Annotated in this window: 14 protein-coding genes and 2 tRNA genes; 13 read left to right on the plus strand and 3 right to left on the minus strand. The window is 67.3% G+C overall.

Annotated features, from left to right (window positions below; translation table 11 throughout):
* The 10 genes from dnaA to ACGH48_RS00050 all read left to right on the plus strand — a co-directional run bounded on the left by dnaA (position 1) and on the right by ACGH48_RS00050 (position 11,371).
* Positions 1 to 1,455: a chromosomal replication initiator protein DnaA gene (dnaA, locus tag ACGH48_RS00005; RefSeq protein WP_123311288.1), complete on the plus strand. Its 1,455-nt coding sequence runs from the start codon at positions 1 to 3 to the stop codon at positions 1,453 to 1,455.
* A gap of 407 nt (positions 1,456 to 1,862) precedes the next feature.
* Positions 1,863 to 3,008, plus strand: coding sequence for a DNA polymerase III subunit beta (dnaN, locus tag ACGH48_RS00010; protein WP_111083683.1), 1,146 nt, complete (start codon positions 1,863 to 1,865; stop codon positions 3,006 to 3,008).
* Between the two features lie 70 nt (positions 3,009 to 3,078).
* On the plus strand, positions 3,079 to 3,966 hold the full coding sequence (gnd, locus tag ACGH48_RS00015) for a phosphogluconate dehydrogenase (NAD(+)-dependent, decarboxylating) (RefSeq protein WP_111083684.1): 888 nt from the start codon (positions 3,079 to 3,081) through the stop codon (positions 3,964 to 3,966).
* 31 nt (positions 3,967 to 3,997) lie between these two features.
* Complete coding sequence (recF, locus tag ACGH48_RS00020; RefSeq protein ID WP_396289717.1) at positions 3,998 to 5,263, plus strand: DNA replication/repair protein RecF; 1,266 nt, start codon at positions 3,998 to 4,000, stop codon at positions 5,261 to 5,263.
* Positions 5,263 to 5,763: a DUF721 domain-containing protein gene (locus ACGH48_RS00025; protein ID WP_123311284.1), complete on the plus strand. Its 501-nt coding sequence runs from the start codon at positions 5,263 to 5,265 to the stop codon at positions 5,761 to 5,763. Before recF ends, ACGH48_RS00025 begins: the two co-directional genes overlap by 1 nt.
* Before the next feature lie 133 nt (positions 5,764 to 5,896).
* Positions 5,897 to 7,900: a DNA topoisomerase (ATP-hydrolyzing) subunit B gene (gene gyrB, locus ACGH48_RS00030; RefSeq protein ID WP_222658973.1), complete on the plus strand. Its 2,004-nt coding sequence runs from the start codon at positions 5,897 to 5,899 to the stop codon at positions 7,898 to 7,900.
* A gap of 133 nt (positions 7,901 to 8,033) precedes the next feature.
* Positions 8,034 to 10,691, plus strand: coding sequence for a DNA gyrase subunit A (gene gyrA, locus ACGH48_RS00035; protein WP_123311280.1), 2,658 nt, complete (start codon positions 8,034 to 8,036; stop codon positions 10,689 to 10,691).
* Positions 10,684 to 11,091, plus strand: a complete 408-nt coding sequence (locus ACGH48_RS00040) for a DUF3566 domain-containing protein (protein WP_027466922.1) — start codon at positions 10,684 to 10,686, stop codon at positions 11,089 to 11,091. Before gyrA ends, ACGH48_RS00040 begins: the two co-directional genes overlap by 8 nt.
* Positions 11,092 to 11,166: 75 nt before the next feature.
* Positions 11,167 to 11,243: transfer RNA gene (locus ACGH48_RS00045), tRNA-Ile, on the plus strand.
* A 55-nt stretch (positions 11,244 to 11,298) separates the two neighbouring features.
* Positions 11,299 to 11,371 (plus strand) — tRNA-Ala (locus ACGH48_RS00050).
* A gap of 290 nt (positions 11,372 to 11,661) precedes the next feature.
* Here ACGH48_RS00050 and ACGH48_RS00055 read toward each other — a convergent pair.
* Positions 11,662 to 12,237: a hypothetical protein gene (locus ACGH48_RS00055; protein ID WP_123311278.1), complete on the minus strand. Its 576-nt coding sequence runs from the start codon at positions 12,235 to 12,237 to the stop codon at positions 11,662 to 11,664.
* A gap of 116 nt (positions 12,238 to 12,353) precedes the next feature.
* Here ACGH48_RS00055 and ACGH48_RS00060 point away from each other — a divergent pair, with 116 nt between their 5' ends.
* Together ACGH48_RS00060 and ACGH48_RS00065 are read left to right on the plus strand one after the other, a co-directional pair.
* A complete protein-coding gene (locus ACGH48_RS00060; RefSeq protein ID WP_396289719.1) occupies positions 12,354 to 12,893 on the plus strand; it encodes a peptidylprolyl isomerase in 540 nt (179 codons plus the stop codon).
* 7 nt (positions 12,894 to 12,900) lie between these two features.
* Positions 12,901 to 13,755: a rhomboid family intramembrane serine protease gene (locus ACGH48_RS00065; RefSeq protein ID WP_396289721.1), complete on the plus strand. Its 855-nt coding sequence runs from the start codon at positions 12,901 to 12,903 to the stop codon at positions 13,753 to 13,755.
* A gap of 437 nt (positions 13,756 to 14,192) precedes the next feature.
* Here the strand turns inward: ACGH48_RS00065 and ACGH48_RS00070 are convergent, their stop codons facing one another.
* Positions 14,193 to 14,447, minus strand: a complete 255-nt coding sequence (locus tag ACGH48_RS00070; RefSeq protein WP_123311274.1) for a cell division protein CrgA — start codon at positions 14,445 to 14,447, stop codon at positions 14,193 to 14,195.
* Between the two features lie 81 nt (positions 14,448 to 14,528).
* Here ACGH48_RS00070 and ACGH48_RS00075 point away from each other — a divergent pair, with 81 nt between their 5' ends.
* Entirely contained in the window at positions 14,529 to 15,173 is a 645-nt protein-coding gene (locus ACGH48_RS00075; protein WP_396289722.1) for an anthranilate synthase component II, read from the plus strand.
* A 215-nt stretch (positions 15,174 to 15,388) separates the two neighbouring features.
* On the opposite strand, the gene pknB is transcribed toward ACGH48_RS00075, so the two are convergent.
* Positions 15,389 to 17,209, minus strand: a complete 1,821-nt coding sequence (pknB, locus tag ACGH48_RS00080; protein WP_396289724.1) for a Stk1 family PASTA domain-containing Ser/Thr kinase — start codon at positions 17,207 to 17,209, stop codon at positions 15,389 to 15,391.
* Positions 17,210 to 17,272: the final 63 nt, after the last annotated feature.

Below are 17,272 nucleotides of genomic sequence, written 5' to 3' on the forward strand. Positions count from 1 at the left end.
ATGACGATGCCGGCCGACCCCGTCGAGGACCTCTGGTCATCCGTACTCGGAATCCTCGCCGAGGACCCCCGCATCACGCCGCAGCTCCACGGGTTCCTCAACCTGGTCGAACCGAAGGGCGTCCTCGCCGGCACCCTGTACCTCGAGGTCCCCAACGACCTGACCCGCGGCATGCTCGAGCAGCGGATCCGCATCCCGATCACCGAGGCCGTCGCACGCATCGGGGACGACACGGTCGCGAACTTCGCCATCACCGTGAACCCGGACATGGCGTCCGAGCCGCGCGTCGACCCGAACGTGCCGGAGTACGCCGAGCCCGTGCAGGAAGCGGTGGAGCAGAGCGCCGCACCCCGCCAGTACATCGAGGCACCCTTCGTCCCGAGCCAGATCGACTCCCCGGGCACGAGCGGACGGCCCGAGTCGCGGCTCAACCCGAAGTACAACTTCGACAACTTCGTCATCGGCTCGTCGAACCGCTTCGCGCACGCCGCAGCGGTCGCGGTCGCCGAGGCACCGGCGAAGGCCTACAACCCCCTCTTCATCTACGGCGACTCCGGGCTGGGCAAGACCCACCTGCTCCACGCCATCGGGCACTACGCCGAGAGCCTCTACCCGGGGATCCGTGTCCGGTACGTGTCGAGCGAGGAGTTCACCAACGACTTCATCAACTCGATCGCGAACAACCGCTCGAACCAGTTCCAGCAGCGCTACCGCGACATCGACATCCTGCTCATCGACGACATCCAGTTCCTGCAGGGGAAGGACTCCACGCAGGAGGCCTTCTTCCACACGTTCAACACGCTGCACGACCACAACAAGCAGGTCGTCATCACGTCCGACGTGGCACCGAAGCACCTGACCGGGTTCGAGGACCGCATGCGCTCCCGCTTCGAGTGGGGCCTGATCACCGACGTGCAGGCGCCCGAGCTCGAGACGCGCATCGCGATCCTCCGCAAGAAGGCGCAGTCGGACCACCTGCAGGTGCCCGACGACATCCTCGAGTTCATGGCGTCGAAGGTGTCGAGCAACATCCGCGAGCTCGAGGGGACGCTCATCCGCGTCACGGCGTTCGCGAGCCTGAACCGGACGGCCGTCGACATGGCCCTGGTGCAGACCGTCCTCAAGGACCTGATCACCCTCGACGAGGACAACGTCGTCGCGCCGACGGACATCATCAACCACACCGCGGAGTACTTCAAGCTCTCCGTCGACGACCTGTACGGCTCGTCCCGGTCCCAGGCGATCGCCACCGCTCGGCAGATCGCGATGTACCTGTGCCGCGAGCTCACGAGCCTGTCCCTGCCGAAGATCGGGCAGCTGTTCGGCAACCGCGACCACACCACGGTCATGTACGCGAACAAGAAGATCACGGAGCTCATGAAGGAGCGCCGGTCGATCTACAACCAGGTCACCGAACTCACGAGCCGCATCAAGCAGGACCGCCGCTACCGCTGAGATCGGTACGTCTCCGGGCGCATCCACCATCTGAGACGGTTCCATGGGCCGGAGTTCTCACAGTGTGGATAGCCTGTGGATAACTGTGGAGGACACGCCGCCCGGTTGTTCACAGCGAAGGGGTCTCCTGTGGAAACTGGGGATGGAAGTGGATAGATGAGATTAATTCATCCCGACGCCTCCCACAGACCGCCCACAAGTCACAACCGTGTAGTTCCCTACGGCCGAGCGGCATGCACAGGGTTATCCACAGTGTGCACAGGCGTTAACACCATTACTCCTGGTTAACGATCCATCTCCGCGGGACAACCTTGTGGACGGCGGGATGACAAGAAATCCGGCCCACGTCCGCCTGTGCCAGAATGGGGCGGCCGGACAGTCCAAGCCGATCGACAGGGGTTCCAGCTGTGAAGTTCGAGGTCAACCGGGACGTCTTCTCCGAAGCCGTCTCCTTCGCGGTGAAACTCCTCCCACAGCGCACGACCCTCCCGATCCTGTCGGGCGTCCTGATCCACGCCGACGGCGATCGTCTGACGCTCTCGTCGTTCGACTACGAGGTCTCGGCGCAGACGTCGATCTCGGCGCAGATCGACGACCCGGGCACGGTCCTGGTCAGCGGTCGCCTGCTGAACGACATCGCGAGCCGACTGCCGAACGCCCCGGTCACCTTCACGACCGAGGACTCGAAGATCTCGGTCTCCTGCGGATCAGCACACTTCACACTGCTGTCCATGCCGGTCGAGGAGTACCCGACGCTGCCCGAGATCGGTCCGCAGACCGGTGTCATCCCCGGCGATGCCTTCTCCGAGGCCGTGTCGCAGGTCGCCGTCGCCGCGAGCCGCGACGACGTCACCCCCGTCATCACCGGTGTCCAGCTCGAGGTCGGCGACAACGACCTGTCGCTCATCGCCACGGACCGGTATCGCGTCGCCGTCCGCACCATCGCGTGGGACTCCGGCCGCGTCGGATCCGACCCGCTGCACGCCCTCGTCCCGGCCCGCACCCTGCAGGAGGTCGGCCGGACCTTCGGGTCGGCGTCCACCGTCTCGGTGTCGATCAGCGGCAACTCGGACCGCGAGCTCATCGCGTTCCACGCCGACGACAAGACCGTCACGTCCCTGCTCATCAAGGGCAACTACCCGCCGGTCCGCCGGCTCTTCCCCGAGAACGTCAACGACCACGCGGTCATCAACACCGCCGAGCTGGTCGAAGCCGTCCGACGGGTCTCACTCGTCCTGGAGCGCGAAGCAGCGCTCCGGTTCTCCTTCACGGTCGACGGGCTCACGCTCGAGGCGATCGGATCCGAACAAGCGCAGGCGTCAGAGTCGATCAGTGCGTTGCTGACCGGAGAGGAAACGGTGGTCTCGCTGAAGCCCGCCTTCCTCCTGGACGGACTGAACGCGGTGCACTCCGAGTTCGTCCGCATCTCCTTCACCAAGACGGAGAACCCCAACAAGCCGGGCCCGGTGCTGATCACCGGCCAGACTTCGCAAGAGGCTGCCGCGACCGATGGATACCGGTACCTGCTGCAGCCCAACCTGCTGCTGCGATAGGCGCAACAGGAACACTGCGCTGACCCACCACCTTCGGCCTCAGCGCGACGACGAAACAGAAGAGGAAATCATGCACATCGGTCTTGTCGGCCTTGGTCGCATGGGCAACAACATGCGTGCCCGTCTCCGCAACGCAGGGATCGAGGTCACCGGTTACGACGCCAACCCCGCCGTCTCCGACGTCGCGAGCCTCGCAGACCTGGCGGGCGCCCTGCCCGAGGGTCAGCGACTCGTCTGGGTGATGGTGCCGCACGGCAAGATCACCGACGACGTCATCACCGAACTCGCCGGCGTCCTGAACGAGGGCGACCTCGTCATCGACGGCGGCAACTCGAAGTGGCTCGACGACACCACGCACGCCGAACAGCTCGGTGCGCGCGGCATCCGGTACATGGACGTCGGTGTCTCCGGCGGCGTGTGGGGCAAGGACAACGGCTACGGCCTCATGGTCGGCGGTGACGTCAAGGACGTCGAGTTCGCGATGCCGGTCTTCGACGCACTGCGCCCCGAGGGCCCGCGCGAAGAGGGCTTCTCGCACGCCGGCCCGATCGGCGCCGGTCACTACGCCAAGATGGTCCACAACGGCATCGAGTACGCGATCATGCAGGCGTACGGCGAGGGCTACGAGCTCCTCGAGGCCAAGGACCTGATCACGGACGTCCCCGCGGTGTTCGCCGGGTGGCAGCGCGGAACGGTCGTCCGTTCCTGGCTGCTCGACCTCATGGTCCTCGCGCTCAACGAAGACCCGAAGCTCGACGAGCTCGAGGGCTACGTCGAGGACTCGGGCGAGGGTCGCTGGACGCTGGAAGAGGGCATCGAGCTCGCCGTGCCGATGCCGGCACTGTCGGCGTCGATCTTCGCGCGCTTCGTCTCGCGTCAGGGCAGCGCGTCCCCGACGATGAAGGCCGTCGCGGCGCTCCGCAACCAGTTCGGCGGTCACGCCGTCAAGAAGTCCTAGGACCACCCGGGGAAACCCGGACTCGGCCCGCGTGCACGTCGACCATCTCCAACTCACCGACTTCCGGAACTACCGGGAGGCGGACGTCGACCTCGCACGCGGGCCGAACCTGTTCGTCGGGCGGAACGGGCAGGGCAAGACCAACCTGGTCGAGGCGATCGGGTACCTGTCCACGCTCGGGTCCCACCGCGTCCCGACCGATGCCGCACTCGTGCGGCAGGGCTGTGACGCCGCGATCGTCCGGGCACGCCTCGCGCACGAGGACCGCAGCATCCTCGCCGAGGTGCAGATCAACCGCACCGGTGCGAACCGTGCGCAGGTGAACCGGTCGGCGATCAAGCCCCGTGAACTCCCGCGCTACTGCACCTCCGTGCTCTTCGCGCCCGAGGACCTGGCACTCGTCCGCGGCGAGCCGGCTGGCCGACGGCGCATGCTCGACGAGCTGCTCGGCCAGATCGCGCCGCGGATGCAGGGCGTGCTGGCCGACTACGACCGAACGCTCCGTCAGCGGAACACCCTGCTCAAGTCGGCCCGGGCGACGGGCGCGAAGGCGAACGCCCTGTCGACGCTGGACGTCTGGGACGACCGACTCGTCGGACTCGGTGCCGAGATCGTCGCCGCGCGCGACCACCTGACCCGTCGGCTCGCACCGTTCGTCGCCGAGGCCTACGCGACGGTCGCCGGTGAGCACCACGACGCCTCCATCGCCGGGGTGCTCTCCATCCGCGGCGGTGACCCGGAGGCCGCGGCGGCGACGGACCCCGTGCTCGGGACACCGGACGAGCCGGTCACGGTCGCGGCGGCGGCCGAGGCGTTCGCAGCGGCACTCGAGCGACGCCGCCGGGACGAACTCGACCGCGGACTCACCCTCGTCGGCCCGCATCGCGACGACGTGTTGTTCCAGCTGAACGGGTTACCTGCCCGTGGATACGCCAGTCATGGTGAATCCTGGTCGTTCGCGCTCGCGATCCAGCTGGCGAGTGCGTCGATCCTGCGGGCGGAGTCGAACCTCGGTGACCCGATCATCATCCTCGACGACGTGTTCGCCGAACTCGACGAATCCCGCCGCGAACGGCTGGGCAACGCGGTGGCGGACTACGAGCAGGTCCTCATCACGGCGGCGGTGTTCGGCGACGTTCCCGCGCAGCTGGCGGCGCACACGGTGCGGATCGAGGCGGGCACGATCGTGACCGACGGGGCGGACGCGAGCCGCGCCTCCAGTCCGGAGACGGACGCGACGGACGCGACGGACGCGACCGACACGACGCCGACGCCGCCACCGGAAGCCGACTCCTGATGCCCCGCCCCTGGAAGCCGACGGAACCGTCCCGCGTCTACCGCCACCTCCGCGCCGTCTTCGGCGACCCGTCGAAGCGCGGGGTGGACGCTCGCCGCCGTCGCTCCCGCGAGTTCGACGCCGACACGGTCCCCTACGGCCGTGGCCGTGAGCCCCGGGGACTCGGCGACGTCGTCGGATCGCTGGCCAACGAACTCGGGTGGACCGAACCCCTGGCCCGCTCGGAGCTCTTCGTCGACTGGCCCAGCGTCGTCGGCGAGGAACTCGCGAAGCACTCCACCCCGGTGACCATCGACGACGGTGCGCTGGTCATCCGGTGCGACTCGACGGCCTGGGCGACGCAGCTCCGGCTCATGCGTGCGAGCGTCACGACGACGATCGCCGAGCGGCACCCGGAAGCCGGGGTCGAGTCGATCCGGGTTTCGGGGCCGGACGTCCCCACCTGGAAACGCGGCCCCAGGACGGTCCAGGGGCGCGGTCCTCGCGACACCTACGGTTGAGCCGACGAAATCATCCTGCGGTGCCAAAAAAGCCCGTCTGTGGGCCGGATGAGCCCTCGAAAGAGGGGCCTCTGCGGTAGACTGGGAGGTGCAGTGCGCGGGCGTTCCGCGCGCAGGCAGGAGCACGCTCGACATGGCATCAGAATCTGAAGACGACCCGCAGAACCCGCTCGACGCGGAGACCCCGCAGAGCGAACCGTCCTACGGAGCAGACCAGATTCAGGTGCTCGAGGGGCTCGAGGCGGTCCGCAAGCGTCCCGGTATGTACATCGGTTCGACGGGGCCCCGCGGTCTGCACCACCTGGTCCAGGAGATCGTCGACAACTCCGTCGACGAGGCCCTCGCCGGGTACTGCGACACCATCGACGTCACCATCCGTGAAGACGGCGGCGTCCGCGTGGTCGACAACGGCCGTGGCATCCCGGTCGGCATCCACGCGGCCGAGGGCGTCTCGACCGTCCAGGTCGTCCTGACCGTCCTGCACGCCGGCGGAAAGTTCGGCGGCGGCGCGTACGCGGTCTCCGGTGGTCTGCACGGCGTCGGTTCGTCCGTCGTGAACGCGCTGAGCTCCGAGCTCGACGTCGAGGTCCGTCAGCAGGGCCACGTGTGGCGCCAGAGCTACACCGACGGCGTCCCGGTCGCACCGCTGACCAAGGACGAGCCGTCGGACGAGCACGGCACCACGATCACCTTCTGGCCGAACGCCGAGATCTTCGAGACCGTCGTCTTCGACTACGAGACCCTGCGCACGCGCTTCCAGCAGATGGCCTTCCTCAACAAGGGCCTGCGGATCAACCTGCGCGACGAGCGCACCCCGGAAGAAGGGGAAGAGGCGCGCAACGACTCCTTCATGTACGAGCGCGGTCTCGCCGACTACGTCGAGTACATCAACGCGCAGAAGAAGGCCGACCTCGTCCACCCGGACGTCATCGGCTTCGAGTCCGAGGACACCGAGCGCAAGATCGCGCTCGAGGTCGCGATGCAGTGGAACACCTCGTACCAGGAGAGCGTCCACACCTTCGCGAACACGATCAACACGCACGAGGGCGGCACGCACGAAGAAGGCTTCCGTGCTGCGCTCACGACGCTCGTCAACCGCTACGCGCGCGAGACGAAGATCATCAAGGAGAAGGACGACAACCTCACGGGTGACGACATCCGTGAAGGACTGACGGCCGTCATCTCCGTGAAGCTCGGCGAGCCGCAGTTCGAGGGCCAGACGAAGACGAAGCTCGGCAACACCGAGGCGAAGTCGTTCGTCCAGCGCGTCGTCGGCACCGAACTCACGCACTGGTTCGAGAGCAACCCGACGCAGGCCCGCGACGTCGTCCGCAAGGCGATCCAGGCCTCCCAGGCACGGCTCGCGGCCCGCAAGGCCCGCGAGACCACGCGTCGCAAGGGCCTGCTCGAGTCGGGCGGCATGCCCGGCAAGCTGAAGGACTGCCAGTCGAAGGACCCGACCCTGTCGGAGATCTTCATGGTCGAGGGTGACTCCGCCGGCGGTTCCGCCGTGCAGGGCCGCAACCCGATGACCCAGGCGATCCTGCCCCTGCGCGGCAAGATCCTGAACGTCGAGAAGGCGCGGCTCGACCGTGCGCTCGCGAACCAGGAGATCCAGTCGATGATCACGGCGTTCGGCGCCGGCATCGGTGAGGACTTCGACCCGGACAAGGCCCGGTACCACAAGATCGTGCTGATGGCCGATGCCGACGTCGACGGCCAGCACATCACCACGCTGCTGCTCACGCTGCTGTTCCGCTACATGCGTCCGCTCATCGAGCGCGGCTACGTGTACCTCGCGCAGCCGCCGCTGTACCGCCTGAAGTGGTCGAACGCGGCGCACGAGTACGTGTTCAGCGACCGGGAGCGCGACGCCCTGATGCAGTCGGGCATCGCCGCCGGCAAGCGGATCCCGAAGGACAACGGCATCCAGCGCTACAAGGGCCTCGGCGAGATGGACTACAAGGAACTCTGGGACACCACGATGAACCCGGACACCCGCACGCTCCTGCAGGTCACGCTCGAGGACGCCGCCGCGGTGGACAGCACGTTCTCGACGCTGATGGGTGAAGACGTCGACGCACGTCGCCAGTTCATCCAGCAGAACGCCAAGGACGTCCGGTTCTTGGACATCTGAACAGTCTCGACATCTCGACCCGGCCTGGAGGCGCGGTGCCAGCCGCGTGCTCTGGTCCGGACCACCTGTGGTCGCGTCCACCGCGACGAACGTCACCACGGCCTCCCGGCCGTCAGAAAGGTAACGCAAGCCAATGGCTGACGACAACGAGAACGCCCCCGACGAGCAGCCCGAGATCGTCCACGGCGACAGCGGGGACATCGTCGTCTCCGGTGACCGCATCTCACAGGTCGACCTGCAGCTCGAGATGCAGCGTTCCTACCTCGACTACGCCATGTCCGTCATCGTCGGACGTGCACTGCCCGAGGTCCGCGACGGTCTGAAGCCGGTGCACCGCCGCGTGATCTACGCGATGTTCGACGGCGGATACCGCCCGGACCGTGCGTTCTCGAAGTGCTCCCGCGTCGTCGGTGACGTCATGGGCCAGTTCCACCCGCACGGCGACTCGGCGATCTACGACGCGCTCGTCCGCCTGGTGCAGCCGTGGTCGCTGCGGTACCCGCTCGCGCTCGGCCAGGGCAACTTCGGCTCACCGGGCAACGACGGCGCCGCTGCTCCGCGGTACACCGAGACCAAGATGGCACCGCTCGCCATGGAGATGGTCCGGGACATCGACGAGGACACCGTCGACTTCCAGGACAACTACGACGGTCGGACACAGGAGCCCGCGATCCTGCCGGCTCGGTTCCCGAACCTGCTGGTCAACGGCTCCGTCGGCATCGCGGTCGGCATGGCGACGAACATCCCCCCGCACAACCTGCGCGAGGTCGCCGAGGGCGCGAAGTGGGCGCTCGACAACCCCGAGGCCACGCGTGAGGAACTCCTCGCCGCGCTCATGCAGCGGATCAAGGGGCCGGACTTCCCGACCGGTGCCCAGGTGCTCGGCACCAAGGGCATCCAGGACGCCTACCGCACCGGCCGCGGTTCGATCACGATGCGCGCCGTCGTCAACGTCGAGGAGATCCAGGGCCGCACCTGCCTCGTGGTCACCGAGCTGCCGTACCAGGTCAACCCGGACAACCTCGCGATCAAGATCGCCGACCTCGTCAAGGACGGCAAGCTCGCCGGCGTCGCGGACATCCGCGACGAGACCTCGGGTCGTACCGGTCAGCGCCTCGTCATCGTGCTCAAGCGCGACGCCGTGGCCAAGGTCGTGCTGAACAACCTGTACAAGCACACGCAGCTGCAGGAGAACTTCGGCGCGAACATGCTCGCGATCGTCGACGGGGTGCCCCGCACCCTGCCGCTCGACGGGTTCATCTCGGCGTGGGTCGCGCACCAGGTCGACGTCATCGTCCGCCGCACCCAGTTCCGCCTCCGTGAAGCCGAGAAGCGTGCGCACATCCTGCGTGGCTACCTCGCAGCACTCGACGCCCTCGACGAGGTCATCGCGCTCATCCGCCGGTCGCCCGACGTCGAAGAGGCCCGCACCGGCCTGATGGACCTGCTGTCCGTCGACGAGATCCAGGCGCGCGCGATCCTCGAACTCCAGCTCCGTCGCCTGGCCGCCCTCGAGCGCCAGAAGATCCACGACGAGGCCGAAGAACTCGAGCGCAAGATCGCCGACTTCCAGGACATCCTGGCGTCGGAGACCCGGCAGCGCACGATCATCCGCGACGAGCTCGAGGAGATCGTCGACCGCTTCGGCGACGACCGCCGCACCGAGATCATGCTCGGCTACGACGGCGACATGTCGATGGAAGACCTCATCCCCGAAGAGGAGATGGTCGTCACCATCACCCGCGGCGGGTACGTCAAGCGCACGCGCAGCGACCAGTACCGCTCGCAGCACCGCGGTGGCCGTGGTGTGCGGGGCGCCCAGCTCCGCGCCGACGACATCGTCGAGCACTTCTTCGTCACGACGACGCACCACTGGTTGCTGTTCCTGACCGACCAGGGCCGGGTCTACCGCGCCAAGGCGTACGAGCTGCAGGAAGCGGGCCGCGACGCCAAGGGCCAGCACGTCGCGAACCTGCTCGCCATGCAGCCGGACGAGCAGATCCAGCAGGTGCTCGACATCCGTGACTACGAGGTCGCCCAGTACCTCGTGCTCGCGACCGAGCACGGCCTGGTGAAGAAGACCGCGCTCACCGAGTACGACACGAACCGCACCGGCGGCATCATCGCGATCAACCTGCGCGACGGCGACAAGCTCCGGCAGGCGCTGCTCGTCGACGAGCACGACGACCTGCTGCTCGTCTCACGACAGGGCATGTCACTCCGGTTCACGGCGACGAACGACACCCTGCGGCCGATGGGCCGATCGACCTCCGGCGTGAAGGGCATGTCCTTCCGCGAGGGCGACTCGCTGCTCGCAGCACGGGTGGTCTCGGACGACGGCTTCGTCTGGGTGATGACCGAGGGCGGCTACGCCAAGCGCACCTCCGTCGACCAGTACCGCATCCAGGGTCGTGGCGGACTCGGGATCAAGGTGGCCAAGTTGGCGATGGACCGGGGCGACCTTGTGGGTGCTCTCATCGTCGGTGAGGACGACGAGGTGCTCGTCGTGCTGCAATCGGGCAAGGTGGTAAGGTCTGCCGTGGCCGAGGTGCCCGCCAAGGGCCGTGACACGATGGGTGTCGTCTTCGCGAGGTTCGCGGAGAACGACAAGATCATCGCCGTGGCCCGGAACACAGAGCGGAACCTGGACGACCAGGACGACGCCGAGATCGAGCCCGCGGGCCCGGTGGAGACGGTCAGCCCTGCCGAAGCGGCCCCGGACTCCACTGATCCCATCGACACCGCGCCCGTCGAAGACGAGGCCGGAGAGGACCAGTCAAGCAATGAGTAGTGTCGCCGAGAAGCTCCAGAAGAAGGCGAAGCGACCCGTCGGCACCCGCCAGGTGCGGTTGCGGCTGGTCTACGTCGACTTCTGGTCGATGGTGAAGCTCAGCTTCCTCATCGCCCTGGCCGGCAGCATCGTGATCGTGGTCGCCACGGCACTGGTGTGGGTCATCCTCAACCAGACGGGCGTGTTCACGCAGGTGGACGCCCTGTTGAAGGACGTCACCGGGCAGAACAGTTACTCGATCATGGACCAGTTCTCACTGGGTCAGGTGCTCGGGTTCTCCATCGTCGTGGGCATCCTCAACGTGGTCGTCGGCACCGTGCTCGGCGCCATCGTGAGTGTCCTCTACAACCTCAGTGTTCGCATCACCGGCGGCCTGCTCGTCGGCTTCACGAACAACTGACACACCCGGGCCGGGTTGGCCGACCGCTCGATTTCGTTCTGCGAGATCCGTACGGTAGGCTTTCATCCGGTCTGAGGGGCTATAGCTCAGGCGGTTAGAGCGCTTCGCTGATAACGAAGAGGTCCAAGGTTCAAGTCCTTGTAGCCCCACCAGTTCTCCGGAACACACGACAATTCCATCCCGTCGCCGAGCACCTCGGTGGCACCCGGGGCCTTAGCTCAGTTGGTAGAGCGCCTGCTTTGCAAGCAGGATGTCGGGAGTTCGATTCTCCCAGGCTCCACTCCACTCCGGGATGACCCTGCTGCGGTCGTTCCTCCCTCCGTCCGGTCGCTCGCCGTGCTGGTCTCGTGCCTTCGTGCGTGCTCGGGTCGGGCGTGTGCCGCTGCGTCGAGGTTCCGAGATCTCGGCATCTCGAGCGCGCCTCAGGCCGCCTGTGGAACCTCGGCGGGCAACGGCCGGCATGTCGTGGAACCTCGGCGCCGACGGACGGGCGTGTCCTCGCAGCACCGGGCCCAGGAACGACGAAGGGCCCCGGCGGAGTGCCGGGGCCCTTCGTACGAACCGTGGAGGTCAGGCGGCGGGCTTCTCCGCCGTGTCAGCGTCGTCGGCGACCCAGAGGTCGTCGTCGGCACGGAGCGTCTGGTACGCGGCGTACGCAGCACCAGCAACGGCGACGACGCCGACGATGATGAGTGCGACACCGCCGAAGCCGATGCCCTTCTTCTGCTGCGACGGAACGTACTTCACAGCAGCCTTCTTGGCCTTCTTGCCCTTCTTCTGGGCGTTCTTCACGATCTTCTTGACCCGGGGGTCCTTCGCGAGGTCGGTGACGCTCAGCACGGAGCCAGCGGTCGACACCAGTCCGGGGATGACCTCGGACTGGAACTTGTGCGAAGCACTCTGTGCTGCGGACGTCGCAGCGTGTACCCCGGTCGCGACCGCGGGACGGATCCCGTTGTCGATCGCGTTCTGCACACGAGGGGCGATGTCCTTGCGGGCTGCGTCGGCTGCGTTCGACCGGGCTTCCGCCAGGATCGCGTTCGCGTGCTCGAGGACCTTGCGCTGCTCTCCGAGGAGCGAGGCGGTCTGGCCCTTGAGCTTCTTGATCTGCTTCCGACGCTTGCGCGGGATCTCGATCGTCGTCATCTGGTACCTCCATCGGATCGGCGTGACCCCATCCTGCCACCAGAGTCCCTGACAGGTCACGGAGCCTCACCTGTGGGTCCGGTCCGTACGCAGCCGGTACATGCGAGAATCGGAACATGTCTCTGTACACCGCTGTCGCAACGATCCACACCAACAAGGGCGACATCCGCGTCAACCTGTTCGGCAACCACGCTCCGAAGACCGTCAAGAACTTCGTCGACCTCGCAACGGGCCAGCAGGAGTGGACCCACCCGGGCACGGGCAAGGTCTCCACCGACAAGCTCTACGACGGCGTCATCTTCCACCGCATCATCAAGGACTTCATGATCCAGGGCGGCGACCCGCTCGGCCAGGGCATCGGTGGCCCCGGGTACCGCTTCGACGACGAGATCTCCCCCGAGCTCACGTTCCAGAACCCCTACATCTTCGCAATGGCGAACGCCGGCATCCAGGGCGGCCGCGGCACCAACGGCTCGCAGTTCTTCATCACCACGGTGGCGACGCCGTGGCTGCAGGGCAAGCACACCATCTTCGGTGAGGTCGCCGACGACGAGTCCCGTGCCGTGGTCGACGCCATCGAGGGTGTCCCGACCGACGGTCGTGACAAGCCCGTCGAGGACGTGGTCATCCAGAGCATCGACGTCGAAGGCGTCTGACTCTCACGTGACCGACCAGGCGTACAACCCGAACAACACCTGCTACCGGCATCCGGACCGGCAGAGCTTCGTCCTCTGCCAGCGCTGTGGGCGGACGATCTGCCCGGAGTGCCAGACGCCGGCGGCAGTCGGGGTGCACTGCCCGGAGTGCGTGCGGGAACAGCGCGCACAGTTCGCAGCGAACCGTCGCGCGTCCGGAGCCCCGAGCGGGTTCACGGTCGCGCGACGGCGCTTCGCGATGCTCGACCAGAAGGCGACGGTCGTCATCGTGGCGATCACCGTCGCGATCTGGCTGCTCGACCAGGTGAGCGGCCGGTTCTTCAGCAGCCTGCTGGCCTACAACTCGTTCCTCTTGCCCACGCAGCCGTGGCGAGTCGTCACCTCCCTGTTCGTGCACTCGGGCATCTTCCACATCCTGTTCAACATGTGGGCGCTGTGGATCTTCGGCCGGATGCTCGAGAACATGCTCGGTACGTGGCGCTTCGTCGCGTTGTACTTCATCACCGGGATCTTCGGGTCGATGCTCGTGACGTTCCTCGCTCCTGGTACGACCGTCGTGGGGGCGTCCGGCGCGATCTTCGGTCTCTTCGCGGCGTTCTTCGTGCTGCAGCGGAGCCTCGGGCAGAACGCAGTGCAGCTCCTCGTGATCATGGGGCTCAACCTGGTCGTCGGGTTCCTCCCGGGGATCAACATCTCGTGGCAGGCCCACGTCGGTGGGATCATCGGCGGGTTCCTGGTGGGCTTCGTGTTCGCCAAGACCCGGAACATCCGGAAGCGGCCGCTGCAGATCGGCCTGCTCGCGGCCACCGCGGTGGTCGGCATCGCGCTCACCGCAGTCGGGTACGCGGTCACCATCGGTTGACCCGACCCGGACACACGTCCGACCGAACGCCCCGTCGCTTCCGCGGCGGGGCGTTCGTCGTTCCCGGACATCCGTGCGCCCGGCCCGTCGCGTGGCCGTTCTCCCGCGGAAGCGACAGTCTGCGGCCAACCTTGCGGCGACATCTGACGCTTTTGCAGACGGGACGGCGCAGCCGTCGTCCACAAGGGGCCTGCAGAGTTATCCACAGGTGTGGAGAAACCGGTGAGTTACACGCGTGTGATTATCCCCACTGTGGACTCAGCTGTGGATAACTCCGGGGTCGGGGTGTGGATGACGATGTGGAGAGTGTGGAGAAGTGTGGACAACCACCTGGATCCTCGACGATCCGGGCGCTGACGCCGGGAACTCCTGTGGAGAACGACGACGCCCGCCGCACCTGGTGGTGCGACGGGCGTCGGGAAGTCTCGCGGCTGGTGTCAGCGCCAGCGGGTGGTCATGAGGAAGCCGATGAACATGATGCCGAAGCCGATCAGGATGTTCCACGAGCCGAGGCTCGGGACCGGCAGGGTCGCGTTCGAGATGTAGAAGACGATCACCCAGACCAGGCCGATGATCATGAAGCCGAACATGACCGGCTTGAACCACACCGGATTGGGGCTGTCCCCCGCGGTGTCGACCGAGTCGGCTCGGGTCCTCCGGGCGGGCTTGGTGCGGTCCTTGTCACTGGCCATGGCCGGTATCCTACCGTGACCACGTGTGTGGATCGGCCCGCAGACCGCTGCACACATCCCCCACGAGTACGGTGAACCGCCATGACCAGGATCCTCGTCGTCGACAACTACGACAGCTTCGTCTACACGCTGAACGGGTACGTCCAACAGCTCGGGGCCGAGACGGACGTGGTCCGCAACGACGCCTTCCCCGAGTCGGAGATCGCAGACCGCATCGCGGAGTACGACGGCGTCCTGCTGTCGCCCGGCCCGGGCACCCCGGCCGATGCCGGCGTCTCGGTCCCGACGGTGCACGCAGCGATGGCCTCCGGAACCCCACTGCTCGGGGTCTGCCTCGGCCACCAGGCGATCGCGGAGGCCCTCGGGGCCACGGTCACGCACGCGGACGAACTCATGCACGGCAAGACGTCGCAGGTCGACCACGACGACAGTGCGCTCTTCGCAGGGGTCCCGCACCCGTTCACGGCGACGCGGTACCACTCCCTCGCGATCGTCGACGGGACGGTCCCCGACGAGCTCACCGTCACGGCCCGGACCGGCGGCGGCGTCATCATGGGCGTCCAGCACCGAGACCACCCGCTCTACGGCGTGCAGTTCCACCCCGAGTCTGTCCTGACCGAGGGCGGCTACCGCATGGTCGGCAACTGGCTCGAGACCACCGGTCTGTCCGGTGCCGCCGAGCGCGCCGACGGCCTCGGCCCGCTCATCGCGACGCACCGCGCCTGAGCTCCCGTCGCAGGCACGACGGCGTCGTGTCCTGACGGTGGCGGCCGCAGCAGTGGACGCGACGACCTGACGAGCTGCGGATGCGTGGCGGAGATGCGCCGGGCCTCCTGGCCGTCAGCGTGCCGACGGGAGGCCCGTCACCGGCCCGTCACGCTGCACGCGCATGCGTGTGGTCGGCTCGAGAGCCGCGGTGACGCCGTCAGTGATCGGAACGGTCAGCGACCGTCGCCGTTGTCCCCGCGGTTGTCGCCGTTGTCGCCGCCGTTGTCGCCCTTGTCGTCCCCGTTGTCGGTCGACGGGGCGCGGGTCGGCTGGCTCGCGGCGCAGTACGTCAGCGTGACGGCACTGCCCTGGGCGATGTCGCCCTGGGGGGTGTCCTGCTGCGTGACGAGGCCGCCCGTGCACGAGTACGACGGCGACGGCGTCACGGTGAGGCCCAGCTGCTCAAGCGACGCCTTGGCCTCGGAGAACTGCTGGTTCGTGACGTTCGGCAGCTGGACCTTGCCGTTGGAGACCGTGAGGTTGATCACGATGCCCTTGGTGTGGAGCGAGCCGGACTCGGGATCGGAACTCATCACGGTGCCCTCCGGCACGTCGGACGAGTAGTCGGAACTGATCGCGCCGACACGGAACCCGGCATCGTCCAGCGCCTGCTGCGCCGCTGCCTGGGACTGCCCGTTCAGTTCCGGTACCGGCACCCGCTCCGGGCCGAGGGACACGACGACGTTGACACTGGACTTGCGGCCCACGTTGATGCCGGAACCGGGGTCGGTGCGGATGACCATGCCCTTGTCGACCGAGTCGGAGTTCTCCTCGACCTTGACGGCCGTGAGGTCCTTCTTCTCGAGGGCGGTGGACGCGGCACTGAAGGTCGACCCGGTGACGTTCGGGACGCTCACGGACGACGACACCGGCGGCTTGCCCGGCTGCAGGTTCGCGACGAAGAACACCACACCGACGATGACCGCGACCGTCAGCAGGATCCCGACCCAGATCCACGCCACCGGCGGACGGTTCTGCGTGCGCTGCGGGCGGTGCTCAGCCGTGTCGTCGTCGAGCTCGCGGAACGCCGCGGCCGGGTTCGACGTGGTGCGCGGATCGACCCCGAACAGCACCGTCGAGGCGTCGTTCGCCGCGTTCTGCTGGATCTTCTTGGTCGACGCCGGCACCCGGCCCGCAGCGGCCTGCTGCAGGTCCGAGCGGAACTCTGCTGCGTTCTGGAAGCGGCGCGTGCGGTCCTTCACCAGGGCGTGCAGGGTGACGGCGTCGAGCGCCGGCGAGACCTCTGGCGTGATCGAGGACGGTGCGACGGGCTGCTCGCTGACGTGCTGGTAGGCCACCGCCACCGGGGTGTCCCCGAGGAAGGGCGCACGGCCGGTGAGGAGCTCGAACAGCACGACACCGGTGGAGTAGATGTCCGTGCGGGCGTCGACGGTCTCGCCGCGGGCCTGCTCCGGCGAGAAGTACGACGCGGTGCCGAGGATCGACGTGGTCTGCGCGACGGTGGCCGAGGTGTCGGTGATGGCGCGGGCGATGCCGAAGTCCATGACCTTGACCTGGCCGCTGTGCGTGACCATGACGTTGGCGGGTTTGATGTCCCGGTGCACGACGCCGGCACGGTGGGAGTACTCGAGCGCGGTGAGGATGCCCTCGGTGATGCGGACGGCCTCGGCCGGAGCGACGGCGCCCTCGGCGATGATGTCGGAGAGCGGGCGGCCCTCGACGTACTCCATCACGATGAAGGGGACCTGCACCTCGGCGCCCGAGGTCTCGGTCACGGTCTCCTCGCCCGCGTCGTACACGCGGACGACCGTCGGGTGCGCCATGCGTGCGGCGGCCTGGGCCTCCTGCCGGAACCGGGTGCGGAACGCCGGGTCGTTGGCCAGGCTCGGCTTCAGGAGCTTCACCGCGACCTTGCGACCGAGACGGGTGTCGTTGCCGAGGTGCACGGTTGCCATGCCGCCTCGACCGATGACGTCACCGATCTCGTAACGGTTGGCGAGGAGGGTGATCCCCGCGGTCACACCTTCTGGCACGTACTCCTCCGTCTGTCCGTACGGGCTAGTGTACGGCAGCACAACCTGGTGAGACGCTGGTCC

The sequence above is a fragment of the Curtobacterium pomorum genome, from assembly GCF_044497295.1.
Classification (GTDB): Bacteria; Actinomycetota; Actinomycetes; order Actinomycetales; family Microbacteriaceae; genus Curtobacterium.

Excerpts from the sequence above, each read along its gene's own strand:
- ACGH48_RS00025 (WP_123311284.1), top strand. The coding sequence starts at position 5,263 with ATGCCCCGCCCCTGGAAGCCGACGGAACCGTCCCGCGTCTACCGCCAC.
- ACGH48_RS00040 (WP_027466922.1), top strand. The coding sequence starts at position 10,684 with ATGAGTAGTGTCGCCGAGAAGCTCCAGAAGAAGGCGAAGCGACCCGTC.
- ACGH48_RS00060 (WP_396289719.1), top strand. The coding sequence starts at position 12,354 with ATGTCTCTGTACACCGCTGTCGCAACGATCCACACCAACAAGGGCGAC.
- ACGH48_RS00075 (WP_396289722.1), top strand. The coding sequence starts at position 14,529 with ATGACCAGGATCCTCGTCGTCGACAACTACGACAGCTTCGTCTACACG.
- dnaA (WP_123311288.1), top strand. The coding sequence starts at position 1 with ATGACGATGCCGGCCGACCCCGTCGAGGACCTCTGGTCATCCGTACTC.
- ACGH48_RS00070 (WP_123311274.1), bottom strand. The coding sequence starts at position 14,447 with ATGGCCAGTGACAAGGACCGCACCAAGCCCGCCCGGAGGACCCGAGCC.
- gyrA (WP_123311280.1), top strand. The coding sequence starts at position 8,034 with ATGGCTGACGACAACGAGAACGCCCCCGACGAGCAGCCCGAGATCGTC.
- gnd (WP_111083684.1), top strand. The coding sequence starts at position 3,079 with ATGCACATCGGTCTTGTCGGCCTTGGTCGCATGGGCAACAACATGCGT.
- gyrB (WP_222658973.1), top strand. The coding sequence starts at position 5,897 with ATGGCATCAGAATCTGAAGACGACCCGCAGAACCCGCTCGACGCGGAG.
- ACGH48_RS00055 (WP_123311278.1), bottom strand. The coding sequence starts at position 12,237 with ATGACGACGATCGAGATCCCGCGCAAGCGTCGGAAGCAGATCAAGAAG.